Annotated in this window: 13 protein-coding genes; 6 read left to right on the forward strand and 7 right to left on the reverse strand. The window is 67.1% G+C overall.

The annotated features are described in order from the left end of the window. Positions 1 to 76 precede the first annotated feature (76 nt). On the forward strand, positions 77 to 1,345 hold the full coding sequence (locus AC07R7_RS21485) for a cytochrome P450 (protein WP_492838883.1): 1,269 nt from the start codon (positions 77 to 79) through the stop codon (positions 1,343 to 1,345). 129 nt (positions 1,346 to 1,474) lie between these two features. Here the strand turns inward: AC07R7_RS21485 and AC07R7_RS21490 are convergent, their stop codons facing one another. Continuing rightward, on the reverse strand, positions 1,475 to 1,858 hold the full coding sequence (locus tag AC07R7_RS21490; protein WP_494636531.1) for a hypothetical protein: 384 nt from the start codon (positions 1,856 to 1,858) through the stop codon (positions 1,475 to 1,477). A 118-nt stretch (positions 1,859 to 1,976) separates the two neighbouring features. Here AC07R7_RS21490 and AC07R7_RS21495 point away from each other — a divergent pair, with 118 nt between their 5' ends. Continuing rightward, on the forward strand, positions 1,977 to 2,252 hold the full coding sequence (locus AC07R7_RS21495) for a hypothetical protein (protein ID WP_494636532.1): 276 nt from the start codon (positions 1,977 to 1,979) through the stop codon (positions 2,250 to 2,252). A gap of 11 nt (positions 2,253 to 2,263) precedes the next feature. On the opposite strand, the gene AC07R7_RS21500 is transcribed toward AC07R7_RS21495, so the two are convergent. The 3 genes from AC07R7_RS21500 to ftsY form a co-directional block, all read right to left on the reverse strand. Continuing rightward, the gene (locus tag AC07R7_RS21500) at positions 2,264 to 2,815 is read right to left on the reverse strand and encodes a MarR family winged helix-turn-helix transcriptional regulator (RefSeq protein ID WP_125158908.1); all 552 of its coding nucleotides are present in this window, start codon (positions 2,813 to 2,815) and stop codon (positions 2,264 to 2,266) included. Between the two features lie 106 nt (positions 2,816 to 2,921). Further along, positions 2,922 to 3,533, reverse strand: coding sequence for an inner membrane-spanning protein YciB (locus tag AC07R7_RS21505; RefSeq protein WP_494636533.1), 612 nt, complete (start codon positions 3,531 to 3,533; stop codon positions 2,922 to 2,924). A gap of 3 nt (positions 3,534 to 3,536) precedes the next feature. Beyond that, complete coding sequence (gene ftsY, locus AC07R7_RS21510; RefSeq protein WP_492887349.1) at positions 3,537 to 4,478, reverse strand: signal recognition particle-docking protein FtsY; 942 nt, start codon at positions 4,476 to 4,478, stop codon at positions 3,537 to 3,539. A 91-nt stretch (positions 4,479 to 4,569) separates the two neighbouring features. On the opposite strand from ftsY, the gene AC07R7_RS21515 reads away from it, so the two are divergent. After that, positions 4,570 to 5,214 carry a trimeric intracellular cation channel family protein gene (locus AC07R7_RS21515; RefSeq protein WP_494636534.1) on the forward strand — a complete coding sequence of 215 codons (645 nt, stop codon included), beginning with the start codon at positions 4,570 to 4,572 and terminating at the stop codon, positions 5,212 to 5,214. 48 nt (positions 5,215 to 5,262) lie between these two features. Here AC07R7_RS21515 and AC07R7_RS21520 read toward each other — a convergent pair whose 3' ends face one another. From AC07R7_RS21520 to dapF, 3 genes are all read right to left on the reverse strand, one after another. Beyond that, on the reverse strand, positions 5,263 to 6,156 hold the full coding sequence (locus AC07R7_RS21520) for an endonuclease/exonuclease/phosphatase family protein (RefSeq protein WP_494636535.1): 894 nt from the start codon (positions 6,154 to 6,156) through the stop codon (positions 5,263 to 5,265). A gap of 74 nt (positions 6,157 to 6,230) precedes the next feature. Next, positions 6,231 to 7,562, reverse strand: coding sequence for a tRNA (N(6)-L-threonylcarbamoyladenosine(37)-C(2))-methylthiotransferase MtaB (mtaB, locus tag AC07R7_RS21525; protein ID WP_494636536.1), 1,332 nt, complete (start codon positions 7,560 to 7,562; stop codon positions 6,231 to 6,233). A 4-nt stretch (positions 7,563 to 7,566) separates the two neighbouring features. Next, the gene (gene dapF / locus AC07R7_RS21530; protein ID WP_494636537.1) at positions 7,567 to 8,421 is read right to left on the reverse strand and encodes a diaminopimelate epimerase; all 855 of its coding nucleotides are present in this window, start codon (positions 8,419 to 8,421) and stop codon (positions 7,567 to 7,569) included. Between the two features lie 31 nt (positions 8,422 to 8,452). On the opposite strand from dapF, the gene AC07R7_RS21535 reads away from it, so the two are divergent. From AC07R7_RS21535 to AC07R7_RS21545, 3 genes are read left to right on the forward strand one after another with little or no spacing between them, the layout of a single operon-like run. Beyond that, positions 8,453 to 9,247, forward strand: coding sequence for a potassium channel family protein (locus tag AC07R7_RS21535; RefSeq protein WP_494636538.1), 795 nt, complete (start codon positions 8,453 to 8,455; stop codon positions 9,245 to 9,247). 53 nt (positions 9,248 to 9,300) lie between these two features. Beyond that, complete coding sequence (locus AC07R7_RS21540) at positions 9,301 to 11,442, forward strand: prolyl oligopeptidase family serine peptidase (RefSeq protein WP_494636539.1); 2,142 nt, start codon at positions 9,301 to 9,303, stop codon at positions 11,440 to 11,442. A gap of 24 nt (positions 11,443 to 11,466) precedes the next feature. Continuing rightward, the gene (locus AC07R7_RS21545) at positions 11,467 to 13,587 is read left to right on the forward strand and encodes a prolyl oligopeptidase family serine peptidase (protein ID WP_494636625.1); all 2,121 of its coding nucleotides are present in this window, start codon (positions 11,467 to 11,469) and stop codon (positions 13,585 to 13,587) included. Positions 13,588 to 13,671: the final 84 nt, after the last annotated feature.

The raw sequence follows: 13,671 nt of genomic DNA on the forward strand, positions 1-13,671 counted from the left end.
GAATTTTAAAAGTGACACAGGCGTCATTTTCTGGCGGTATGGCGGAATAACAATGGTCCGCGGGAGGATCCTGAAGATGAGCGATGGTTCGGTTGACCTGAAGGAAGCCGCGCGGGCTGAAGCCTACGCGATGCCCCTGGAAGACATCCACGTGGCCAGCCCGGCCCTGTTCCAGGCCGACGCCATGTGGCCCTATTTCGAGCGGCTGCGGAAGGAGGACCCCGTCCACTATTCCAAGGGCGACGAGGAGACCGGCCCCTACTGGTCGATCACCCGCTACAACGACATCATGACCGTCGACACGACCCATCAGGTCTTCTCGTCGGACGCGCACCTGGGCGGCATCACCATCCGCGACTTCGACGAGGACTTCGTCCTGCCGATGTTCATCGCCATGGACCAGCCCAAGCACGACATCCAGCGCAAGACGGTCAGCCCGATCGTCTCGCCGCAAAACCTGGGCCGGCTGGAAGGCGTCATCCGCGAACGGGTCTGCCAGATCCTCGACAACCTGCCGATCGACGAGCCGTTCGACTGGGTCGACAAGGTCTCGATCGAGCTGACCACCCAGATGCTGGCCACTCTGTTCGACTTCCCCTGGGAAGAGCGCCGCAAGCTGACCCGCTGGTCGGACGTGGCCACCGCCTCGCCCGAGAGCGGCATCATCGAGAGCGAGGACGCCCGCCGCGCTGAGCTGCTGGAGTGCCTGGGCTACTTCACCAATCTGTGGAACGAGCGGGTCAACCAGACCGAGCCGGGCAACGACCTGATCTCGATGCTGGCTCACGGCGAGGCCACCCGCGACATGCCGCCGATGGAGTATCTGGGCAACGTCATCCTGCTGATCGTCGGCGGCAACGACACGACCCGCAACTCGCTGACCGGCGGTCTCTACGCCCTGTCCAAGAATCCGCAGGAAGAGGCCAAGCTGCGCGCCGACCCCAGCCTGATCCCGAACATGGTCTCGGAGATCATTCGCTGGCAGACCCCGCTCGCCCACATGCGCCGCACGGCGCTGGAGGACTACGAGCTGGGCGGCAAGACCATCAAGAAGGGCGACAAGGTCGTCATGTGGTACGTCTCGGGCAACCGCGACGACACGGTGATCGAGAACGCCGACGCCTTCATCATCGACCGGCCCAGCGCCCGCCGTCACCTGTCGTTCGGCTTCGGCATCCACCGCTGCGTCGGCAATCGCCTGGCCGAGATGCAGCTGAAGATCGTCTGGGAAGAGATCCTCAAGCGCTTCCCCCGGATCGAGGTGCTGGAAGAGCCCAAGCGAGTCTATTCGACCTTCGTGAAGGGCTACGAGCGGATGATGGTGCGGATCCCGGAGCGGCTTTAGCAGGCCGCCGCGCACCTAAGGCCTGTCCCGTTTAGCGGAACCGCCTAACGGGACGAAAGTCTATAGAATCAAATATCTATATCCCTTTAGCTTTAGGTGACGCCACCTGAAGCTAAAGGGCTCCAGGCGCTATTTCACGCAGGTTTTGGGCGACACGGCCTGACGCTCCAGGCCCGCCAGCATGGCCAGCGCCTCGGCCTTGACGACCGGATGCAAGGCGCCGCGCCCCTCCGCAACCTGGTAGTCGCAATCGAGAAGCTCGAACGGCGGCTTCTCGTCGGTCGCATGCCGCTCCACCAGCATCCGGTCGGCGGAGGTCCAGACCGAACTCACGTCGGTCACCAGGGTCTGGCGGTCGGGCGACCGGATCCAGGTCTCGCCCTTGCCGCCGACCGAGATCTGGTAGCCGTTCGGCAGGACCTGCCTGCTGGGCATCATCGAGCCGACCATCGAGGCGATGAACAGCCCGACCACGACCAGGACGATCAGGAAGATTATCTTCTGCCGGCTCACGGGGTCTCCAGACGTCAAGTCTCGCGCGAGGGTGCGCTCTCAGGTCGCGGAGCTATCGCGTTAACGCGGCGTTGACCATACTCGCCGAACCTCCGTTAACCATGTTACAGTTCGCGTCATGAGCAACGTTCGCCCGGCCGGCTGGCCGTCCGTCCCGTCGAAGCCCGCTTCCGCCCCCGCTACGGGTCCGGCCGCTCAGACGCGCGCGGCCTTCTTCCAGCAGGCCCTGGGCGACGCGACCCCGACCCGTCCGGCCGTCGCGCCGTCGACCGTGCAGATGCAGACCATGGCCCAGCCGCAACAGCGCCAGGCGCCGCAGAAGCCGTTCGTGCAGCCGGACGCCCAGCCCACGAGGATCCTGCGCCCCGGCTCGCTGCTGAATATCGTGGTCTAGCCCAGAGAGGCTCAGGCCGCCTTCTTCGCGGCCTTGTCCTTCTTGGGCTTCTTGTCCTTCTTGGGTTTTTCGGCCTTCGGCTTCTTGGCCTTGGGCTCCGGTTCGGCCGGGTGCAGCTCGGCGCCGGCCATGTCGGACAGCAGGTCGAGGAAGCCCTCGCGCTTGCCGGGCTTCAGCAGGGCCAGGATACGCGCGTCGGCCATGCCGACCATCGGACGGATGGCCTCCAGGGCCTCGCGGCCGGCGTCAGTCAGGCGGACGCTGTTGGCGCGGGCGTCCTCACTGGAGCGCTGGCGCTCCAGGTGGCCCTTGGTGATCATGCGGGCGACCATGTCGGCCAGGGTCGAGCGGTCGATGCCGGTGGCGCGGACCAGGGCCGTCTGGGTGACGCCCTCGTTCTCGGCCACGGCGGCCAGCACGGCGAACTGGCGCTGGGTGACCCCCGCCTCGCCGCACTCCTCGGCGTAGATGTCGAGCGCCAGTTGCAGGACCCGGTGAAGCAGGTGGCTGGGCGAGCGCTCCAGGAGACCCCCGACCGTCTTTTCGCCCTTGCTCTTGGCCATGCTCGCGCCCCCGTTTCCGCAGGCCGTGCTCGGCCGACGGACGAAAGGTAGCACCTTTACACGTCGATTTGACGACAACGGTCCGTGGACGGTGGAAACGGCGCCTCTAGAAACCGGCGTCCGGCGGCTCGACCGCGGCCGGCTCGTCGCCCTTGGCCATGTGTTTCATCATGAACGGCACCTGGGTGGCGACGAACACAAGCGCCAAAGGCAAGAGACCGAGGCGGAACTTCACCCAGGTTTCAGTATCCTGAGTGTTGCGGACGATCTCGTTCAACAGAGCCACGACGCCGAAATAGCCGCCGTAGCGCAGGGTCAGGGTGCGCCAGGCCGCGTCGGACAGGTGCAGGGCCTCGCCCATGATCAGCTTCAGCGGCTGGCGGCCGGTGAAGACGCCGCCGAACAGGAAGCCGGCCAGGGCCAGGTTGATCACCGTGACCTTGATCTTCACGAACACGTCGGAATGGAAGATCAGGCCCAGCGCGCCGAAAATCAGCGCCATGCCGCCGAAGAACAGCGGCAGCAGGGCCAGGCGCCGTTCGACCGCGAAACCGATGGCCAGGGCCGCGGCCGAGGCGGCGACCAGCACCCAGGTCGCCTTCTGGAAATCCTTGGTGACGAAATAGGCGACGCCGAAGGCGATGGCCGCGCCGTAGTCGACGACCGTCCGGACCCAGCCGTTGCTCTTCTTCGGAGTCTCTGCGGACGCTTCGCTCACGGATCAGTCCTTCAGGCCGACGAGGGAGCGCGAAAAGGCGCGGGCGTCGAACGGTTGCAGGTCTTCCACGCCCTCGCCGACGCCGATCAGCTTGATCGGGCTGTCGGAAGCGCGCGCCACCGGCACCAGCACCCCGCCGCGCGCGGTGCCGTCCAGCTTGGTCATGACAATCCCGGACACGCCAACCTGGTTGCCGAAGATCTTCTCCTGGGCCAGGGCGTTGCGGCCCACGGTGGCGTCGAGCACCAGCAGGGTCTCGTGCGGATAGTCGGGATCGACCTTCTTCACGACACGGATGACCTTGAGCAGCTCGTCCATCAGGCCCTGCTTGTTCTGCAGGCGGCCGGCCGTGTCGATCAGCACCACGTCGTAGTGCTCGGCCTTGGCCCGCTCGACGGCCTCATAGGCCAGGGCGGCTGCGTCCGAGCCGGTGGGCTTGGACATGAAGTCGGCTCCGGCGCGGTCGGCCCAGACCTTCAGCTGCTCGACGGCGGCGGCGCGGAAGGTGTCGCCGGCGGCGATCAGGACGCGGGCGCCCTTCTCGGTCAGGTCGGCGGCGATCTTGCCCAGGGTGGTGGTCTTGCCCGAACCATTGACGCCGATGAACAGCACCACATAGGGGCGCGGACCGCTCAGCGGGTCAAAGTCGCCCTGCCGATCGGCCAGTTCGGCGGCGATCAACTCGGCCAGGGCCTCCTTGACCTCGTCGTCGGTCGACGACTTGCCGAAGCGCGCCTTGCCGAAGGCTTCGGTGATGCGGGCGGCGATCTGCGGACCGAGATCGGCCTCGATCAGCATCTCTTCCAGCGCGTCCAGCTGTTCCTGATCCAAGGGCTTCTTGGTGAAGACCCCGGTGACCTGGTCCGTCATCTGCTGGGACGACCGGGTCAGGCCGGAGGTCAGGCGCTGGAACCAGCCTTTTTTCTGTTCGGGCTTCTCGCTCATCCGCGCTCCTTTAGGGGAACGGGCGAAAGTGTAAATCGGAGATTACCGGCGCGAGGTTAGCGCGGTCGCGCAACGCGTGCGAAGAAAGGGCATGGACTTGCAACTTGACCCACTGGGCGCGGCGCTTTTCTGGCTCGACTACGCCGCCGTAGCCGTTTTCGGGGCAACGGGCGCCCTCGCGGCCGCCCGACGCAAGCATGACATCATCACCTTCGGATTCTTCGCCGCCATCACCGGCGTGGGCGGCGGCACCCTGCGCGACCTGCTGATCGGCGCGCCGGTCTTCTGGGTGCAGCGGCCGGGCTACATCATCGCCTGCCTGGCCGCCGCCACGGTGGTCTGGCTGCTGGGCAAACGCGGATGGCGGTTCCGCGCCCTCCTCTGGCTCGACGCCCTGGGCATGGCCGCCTACGCCGTGGTCGGCACCGCCAAGGCCCTGGGCCTGGGCGTCCACCCGTTCAGCGCCGTGGTCATGGGCGTGCTGACCACCGCCTTCGGCGGCGTGATCCGCGACGTCCTGGCCGAGGAGCCGAACCTGCTGCTACGCCGCGAGATCTACATCACCGCGGCGCTGCTGGGGGCGAGCGTCTTCGCGGTCCTGAAACTGCTGGGCGCGCCGTTCTGGCCGGCGGGGATCACGGGGTTCGTCGCCGCGTTCGGGTTGCGGGCCTGCGCGATCAAGTTCGGCTGGAGCCTGCCGGGCTTCGCGGGAGAAGAAGAGGCCCGCGACGCCTGACCTCTGGCGGCCTCGACCGCCTTGAGCAAGACCTGAAGCAGGATGTCCCTACCTCTTCGGAGTCAGCCTGAAGGTGACCTTGTAGCCGTTGTGATCGGACAGCACCGGCTCGTCCGCGCCATCGAAGGTGGCCTCGACCGCCCTGGGAGTGACCTCGACCGCATCGCCGCCCAGGAAGCCGATCAGGTCCTGGGTGTTCAGCCACGGCGCCTCGCCGGTGTAAGAGATCTGGGTGTCGCAGGCGCCCGGGTTCTCGTGGCACCACCGGCTGACCACCATGAACGGGTAGTCGCTCATCATTTTGTCGAAGCGATCGGGCGAGCGGCGGACATTGAAGTCGCCGCCGACGATCAGCGGCGCGCCGGGCGTACGGCTGGCCTGCAGGAACCGGCCCAGCTCCTGGGTCTGCAGGGCGTGGGCCTCGTTGTAGCGCTTGCGCGGCACCTTCGAAGCCCCGTGCGAATTCATGTGGGTGTCGGCGATCTCGACCGAGGTCGGCAGGCCGGCGACCTGGATCGAGACCAGCATCACCCCCTTGTTGGCCAGGCAGTCCAGGCCCGCGCAGTAACGGTAGGCGTGCGACTTGACCCAGTCGATCGGATGGTTGGACAGCACCCACAGGCCGCTGGAGCCCCACTTGCCCCAGCCCTCGCCCTGGCGGCGATACTTCACGCGCCGGTAGTCGGTCTTCTCGCTCTTCAGGTAGTTTTCGTCGCGCTGGCCTTTGCGCGGCCCCCGCGCGACGTACGGATAGCCGCTCTCGTCGATCAGATCCCAGGTCTCGTCGCGAAAGCCCTCCTGGATCAGGACGACGTCCGGCTCCTTGCCCTTGGCGCGCATGGCGGCCAGCTCGTGGCCAATCTGCTTCAGCGCCGTCCCGCGACCCTTGCGGACCAGCGAGGGCAGGCCCTCGATATTGTAGGTCATGACGCTGAGGGTCACGGGCTTGGGCTCGTCGGCGCGCGCCGGCGCGGCCGTCAGCAGGCAAAGCGCCAGAAGGGCCCAGGCTGACCGGATCAGTTTGCACGCTCCGCTATGACGTGAGCCCCGTCATGGCCGGTGATCGTGAAGGTTACAATCTCGCCCAGCGGCGCGGCGCCGGTGAAGCGGATCTCGGTGAAGTCGTCGGCGCGGGCGACGCCTTCCCGTTCGACCAAGCCCGGCAAGGTCCGACCGATCTGGCGTTGCAGGTGGCGCTCCAGACCGCGTTGGCCGGCTTCGCGCAGGCGCTTGGCGCGCGCCTTGATCAGCGGGCCCTTCACCGGCGGCATCCGCGCGGCCGGGGTGCCGGGGCGGGCGCTGTAGGGGAAGACGTGCAGGAAGGCCAGACCCGCCTCCTCGACCAGGTCCAGCGTGTTCTGGAACGCCTCTTCGGTCTCGGTGGGAAAGCCGGCGATCAGGTCGGCGCCGAAGGCGGTGTCCGGACGCACGCGGCGCACCTCGGCCACCAGCTTCAGCGCGTCCTCGCGGCTGTGGCGGCGCTTCATGCGCTTGAGGATCATATTGTCGCCCGCCTGCAAGCTGAGGTGCAGGTACGGCATCAGACGCGGCTCGGTCTCGAGCAGCTTGAACAGGTCCGGATCGATCTCGGCCGCGTCGATCGACGAGAGCCGAAGCCTGGGCAGGTCCGGGACCATGCGCAGGATGCGGCCGACCAGCTGGCCCAGGGTCGGCTGGCCCGGCAGATCCGCGCCCCACGAGGTGACGTCGACGCCAGTCAGCACCACCTCGCGATAACCCTCGGCCGCCAGCTTGCGGACCTGCTCGACGACCTCGCCGGCCGGCGCCGAGCGCGAATTGCCGCGACCATAGGGGATGATGCAGAAGGTGCAGCGGTGGTCGCAGCCGTTCTGGACCTCGACATAGGCCCGGGCGCGATCCTTGAGGCCGTCGATCAGGTGACCGGCGGTCTCCTTGACCGACATGATGTCGTTGACCCGCACCCGGGCGGTCGTGTCCGTCATCGCGCCCGGCGCGGCCTTTTCGGCGTTGCCTAGCACAAGATCGACCTCAGGCATGGCGGCGAAGGCGGCCGGATCGACCTGGGCGGCGCAGCCGGTGACGATGATCCGCGCGTCCGGCCGCTCGCGGCGCGCCTTGCGGATCGCCTGACGGGCCTGGCGCACGGCCTCGTTGGTCACGGCGCAGGTGTTGAACACCACCGCGTCGGACAGACCGTCGGCGGCGGCGCGGGCTCGCATGGCCTCGCTCTCATAGGCGTTCAGGCGGCAGCCGAAGGTGACGACGTCGACGCCGTCCGGGCCCGACATGGTCGTGGCCGGACCGCCCTCCTCGCCCGCTTCCGGCCTGGGCTTCGGCGTCGCCTTGATGACGGTGTAGCTGGCCATGACCTCAGGCCGCGACCGTCTCCGGCAGCTTGCCGGCATAGTCCATGGTGATCGGGCCGGTCATGATCACGTGACCGTCACTCTCGCGCCATTCGATGACCAGCGAACCGGTCTCGAACTGGACGCGAGCCTTGCGGTCGGTCAGGCCGCGACGCACCGCGGCGACCTGGGCCGCGCAGGCGCCGGTGCCGCAGGCGGCGGTCAGGCCCGCGCCGCGCTCCCAGACCTTAAGCTGGATGTGATCGCGCGCGGCGATGTGAGCGAAGCCGACATTGACGCCTTCCGGGAACAGCGGGTGATGCTCGACCAGGCTGCCCGTACCCGTGGCGAAGGCGTCGCTGACCGGGGCGTCGACGAAGAACACCACGTGCGGATTGCCCATCGAGACGCAGACCGGCGTATGCACCAGCGGCGCGTCGATCGGACCGACCTGCAGTTCGACCCGCTCGGTGTTCATCTCTTCGGACAGCGGGATCTGCGTCCAGTCCAGGCCCGGGACGCCCATGTCGACCGTCACCAGCTTCTCGCCCGCCGCGACGCCAGAGAGGCGGCCCGCCACGGTGTCGAACGCCACGGCGTCCTTGCCGGACGACTGCATCAAGAGCCACGCCACGCAGCGCGTGCCGTTGCCGCAGGCGCCGGTCTCCTCGCCATCCGAATTCCAGAAGCGCACATAGGCCGACGCGCCCGGCGCCTTCGGCGGATCGATGGCGATGACCTGATCGCAGCCCACGCCGCCGTCCCCGCGTTTGGCGATCGCGCGGATCTCCTCGGGGGTCGGTTCAAAGGACTGGGTCTGGGTCTCGATGACGACGAAGTCGTTGCCCAGCCCGTTCATCTTCAGGAAGGTGCGGCTCATAGCCGGGCTATATAGTGGAAAGCAGAGCGAAATGCACCGCGACGAACAGGACCACGCCGGCCTTCGCCTGCGCGCGCGATTGCGGGCCCTCTATCACGGCGCCTCGCCGACGGCGGTGCGGTTCCGCTACGGGATCATCCTGATCGACCTGGCGATCATCGCCTTCTTCATCGCCGCCCCGCTGATGCAGCGGCACGGCCTGACCTTCTATCTGATCGACTACGGGGTGGCGGCCTTCCTGGCGCTGGACCTTGTCGCGCGCGCCATCGCCCATGGGGACATCAGGTCCTGGCTGAAGAAGCCCATCACCTGGCTGGACCTGTTCGTGCTGGCCACCCTGCTGTTCCCGGCCTGGCTGTTCAACTTCGGCTTCCTGCGGGTGCTGCGCCTGTGGACCCTGATCCACAGCGAGTTCTTCTGGCGCACGGTCGGACGGCGCTACGACGACACCCGGATCGAGGACATCACCCGGGCGGCCAGCTCGCTGGTCACCTTCGTCTTCGTGGTCACGGGCTTCGTCTATTCCAGCTTCGCCGGCCGCCACGAGGGGATCGGCGGCTATGTCGACGCCCTCTATTTCACCGTCACCAGCCTGACGACCACCGGCTATGGCGACGTCACCCTGCCCGGCGTGTGGGGCAAGCTGCTGTCGATGGCGGTGATGCTGGGCGGGGTGTCGCTGTTCATCGGCCTGATCCAGTCGATCCTGCGGCCGCACAAGGTCGTCTATCAGTGCCACGCCTGCGGCCTGCGCCGGCACGATCCGGACGCCGTCCACTGCAAGGCCTGCGGCGTTCTGCTGAACATTCCGGACGACGGGGCGTGATCGGCTCGGCCTAGCTCTGGCGCGGGGGAAATTTTCCGATACCGTCCCGCGCCATGACCCTGCTCCGCACCTGCTCGGCGATCGCCTTGGCCTTCGCCCTCGCCGCTCCCGCCCTCGCCCAGGACGCCGATCCGCACCTGGCGCTGGAGGCGGTGGAAAGCCCCGACTCCCTGGCCTGGGTGAAGACCCAGAACGACAAGACCCTGCCGGTCCTGTCGGGCGACAAGCGGTTCGCTGGCCTGCAGGACCAGGCCCTGAAGATCCTGTCGACCAAGGACCGGATCGCCATGCCGACCTTCATCGGCAAGACGGTGTTCAACTTCTGGCAGGACGAGACCCACGTGCGCGGCGTCTGGCGGCGCACCAGCCTGGAGTCCTACAAGACCGCCGCCCCGCAGTGGGAAACGGTCATCGACCTGGACGCCCTGGCCAAGGCCGAGGGCAAGAACTGGATCTGGAAGGGCGCCGACTGTCGTCCCAAGACCCACGACCGATGCCTGGTGAATCTGTCCAACGGCGGCAAGGACGCCGTCACGGTCCGCGAATTCGACCTGACGACCAAGAGCTTCGTCGACCCCGGCGCGGGCGGTTTCGTGCTGCCCGAGAGCAAGCAGTCGATCGAGTGGCTGGACCCCGACACCCTGATCCTGACGCGCGACTGGGGTGGAGGCACGACCACGAAGAGCGGCTACGGCTTCGTCATCAAGACGCTGAAGCGGGGCCAGACCCTCGATCAGGCCGTCGAGGTCTTCCGCGGCCAGAAGTCCGACGTCTCGGCCGGGCCGAACGTGCTGCACGACGCCGCCGGCAATCGGATCGTCCTATTGACCCGCGCCACCGACTTCTTTCACGACGAGACCTATATCTGGGACGGCAAGGACGCCAAGCGTCTGCCGATCCCGGAAAAGGTCGGCGTGCGCGGCCTTATCGACGGCAAGCTCGTCCTGAAGATCGAGGAGCCGTGGACCGTCACCATCGGCGCGCACCCCTACACCTATCCAGCCGGTTCGATCGTCGCGGCCTCGACCAAGTTCTTGACCAAGGCAAAGGACCCCGAGATCGTCATCAGCAATGACTGCGATCCCTGCCAGCTCCTGGCCCCGGGTCCGCGCCAGTCGATCGACCAACTCACCGTCACCGACAACCGCGTCGTCGCCGTGGTCTACGACAACGTCCGGGGCAGCCTGGTCAGCCTGCGGCTGCGCGGTGAATTCGGCGTCACCTCCCAGGCCCTGCCGGTGATCGACAACGCCTCTGTGGCCCTGGTCTCGCACTCGGACGAGGGCGACGAAGTTTTCTACACCAACGAAGGCTTCCTCACCCCGACCGAGCTGAAGCTGGCCGACGCCACCGGGACCACCGCCCAGACGATCAAGGCCCTGCCCGCCCAGTTCGAGACCAAGGACCTGGTGGTCGAGCAGAAGTCGGCGACCTCGAAGGATGGCACGGCCATCCCCTACTTCCTGGTCCACAAGAAGGGCTGGAAGCTGGACGGCCAGAACCCGACCCTCCTGCACGCCTATGGCGGCTTCAATCTTTCCAAGCTGCCGGTCTACGACCCGCTGATCGGCAAGCTGTGGCTGGAACGCGGCGGCGCCTACGCCGTGGCCAATATCCGCGGCGGCGGCGAGTTCGGACCGGCCTGGCACGAGGCGGCGCTGAAGGCCAACCGCCAGCGGGCCTATGACGACTATTTCGCGGTCGCTGAGACGCTGATCGCCGACAAGGCGACCACGCCGCGCCACCTGGGCGCCTATGGCCGCTCGAACGGCGGCCTGCTGATGGGCGTGGCCCTGACCGAGCGTCCGGACCTGTGGAACGCGGTGGTGGTCGAGAGCCCCCTGCTGGACATGATCCGCTACACCTACCTGCCCGCCGGCGCCTCGTGGATCGGCGAGTATGGCGACCCGGCCATCCCCGCCGAGCGCGCCTGGATCGAGAAATACAGCCCGTACCAGAACCTGAAGGCGGGCGTGAAATACCCGCTGGCCTACATCACCACCTCGACCAAGGACGACCGCGTCCACCCCGGCCACGCCCGCAAGTTCGCCGCCAGGATGGACGATCTGGGCGTCGACCACCTCTATTTCGAGAACACCGACGGCGGCCACGCCAATGGCGCCGACCCCAAGAACAACGCCCGCCGCTGGGCGCTGCACTACACCTACCTGTCGCGCCAGCTGATGGATCACTAAGTGGGTAAGCTGCTGACCGTTCTCATGGCCTCCACGAGTTTGATGACCATAACCCCCGCGATCGCCGCCGAAGCCGACAAGCCCAAGGCCGCCGAAGAAGCCCGCACCCCGCTGACCGAGCTGGGCAAGAACGATCCCTATCTCTGGATGGAGGAGATCGAGGGCGCGCGCGCCATGGACTGGGCCAAGGCCCAGAACGCCAGGACGCTGCCGGTGCTGCAGGGCGACAAGCGCTATGCGGACCTGGAGGCCAAGGCCCTGGCGATCCTGAACGCCAAGGACCGCGTGCCGGGGGTCTCGTTCGCTGGCGACGGCTCCCTGCGCAACTTCTGGCAGGACGCCGATCACGTGCGCGGCGTCTGGCGCGAGACCAGCCTGGAGAGCTACCGCACCGCCGATCCGGCCTGGGAAACGATCCTCGACATCGACGCCCTGTCCAAGGCCGAAGGCGCCAACTGGGTGTTCAAGGGCGCATCCTGCCTGCCGCCCGAGGACACGCGGTGCCTCGTGACGCTGTCGGACGGCGGCAAGGACGCCGTGACGGTCCGGGAGTTCGACACCGCCATGAAGAGCTTTGTGTCGGGCGGCTTCGTCCTGCCCGAGGGCAAGCAGAACTACACCTGGCTCGACAAGGACACCCTGCTGGTCGGCCGGGAGTGGAAGCCGGGCGAGCTGACCAAGTCCGGCTATGCCTATGTCTTGAAGACCCTGAAGCGCGGCCAGACCCTGGACCAGGCAGTCGAGGTGTTCCGGGGCGTCGACACCGACGTCTCGGTCAATCCGTTCGTTCTGCGCGACGCCGACGGCAAGGCCGTGGCGGTGATGGCCGGCCGAGGCGTGACCTTCTTCGAGGCCGAAACCTATCTGCTCGAGGGCGACAAGCCCGTGAAGCTGGACCTGCCGCTGAAGAGCTCGGTCCAGGGCTATGTCGCCGGTCAGATGATCGTGCTGATGGAGCAGGACTGGAAGGGCTTCAAGACCGGCGACCTGGTCAGCTTCGACCTGGCCAGACTGAAGGCCGCGCCGGACCGGGCCGTGGCGACGCTGGTGTTGCGCCCGACGGCCCGCCAATCGGTCGAACAGGTGACCACCACCCGCACCAAGCTGGTCGTGGGTCTGCTGGATAACGTCAAGGGCGCGGCGCTCGTGTTGACCCACGGCCCGAAGGGCTGGACCTCACAGGCCCTGGACCTGCCGGCCAACAGCGCCATCGGCCTGGGCTCGACCGCCGAGAAGGACGAGCGCCTGTTCGTCACCGTCACCGGCTACCTGGCTCCGACCACCTACTGGCTGGCCGACGCCGGCTCGCTGAAACTGGAGCAGGTCAAGGCCTCGCCGGCGCGCTTCGACGCCTCGACCCACGTGGTCGAGCAGTTCGAGGCGACCAGCACCGACGGCGCCAAGATTCCCTACTTCGTCGTGCGGCCCAAGGGCCTCAAGTACGACGGCCAGGCCCCCACCCTGCTCTACGCCTATGGCGGCTTCCAGGTGCCGCTGACCCCGGGCTATTCGGGCGTGATGGGCAAGCTGTGGCTGGAGCGCGGCGGCACGTACGTCGTCGCCAACATCCGGGGCGGCGGCGAATTCGGCCCGGCCTGGCACGAGGCCGGCCTGAAGGCCAACCGCCAGAAGGTCTATGACGACTTCTTCGCCGTGTCCCAGGACCTGATCACGCGGAAGATCACCTCGCCGCGCCGCCTGGGCATCATGGGCGGCAGCAACGGCGGCCTGCTGATGGGCGTGGCCCTGACCCAGCGGCCCGAACTCTACAACGCCATCGTCGTTCAGGTGCCGCTGTTCGACATGATCCGTTACAGCCAGATCGGGGCCGGCGCCTCGTGGGTGGGCGAATATGGCGACCCGGCCATCCCGTCCGAGCGGGCGGTGATCGCCAAGTACGATCCCTACTCCAACCTCAAGGCCGGCCAGAAGTACCCCGAGGTGTTCATCGAGACCTCGACCAAGGACGATCGTGTCCATCCGGCCCACGCCCGCAAGGCGGCCGCAAGGCTCGAGGAACTGGGCTATCCGGTGCTCTATTACGAGAACATCGACGGCGGGCACGCGGCCAGCGCCAACCTGGCCGAGACGGCCCGTCGCCAGGCTCTGGAATATGTCTATCTCAGCCGCAAGCTGATGGATTGAGCAAAACGGCGCGGCGTTTCGGATAACGCCGCGCCGTCAACCCAAACGAAAGTTATCGACGCCAAGATGCGCTCCGACAAAGCT

The sequence above is a fragment of the Caulobacter sp. GW821-FHT05F04 genome, from assembly GCF_059419665.1.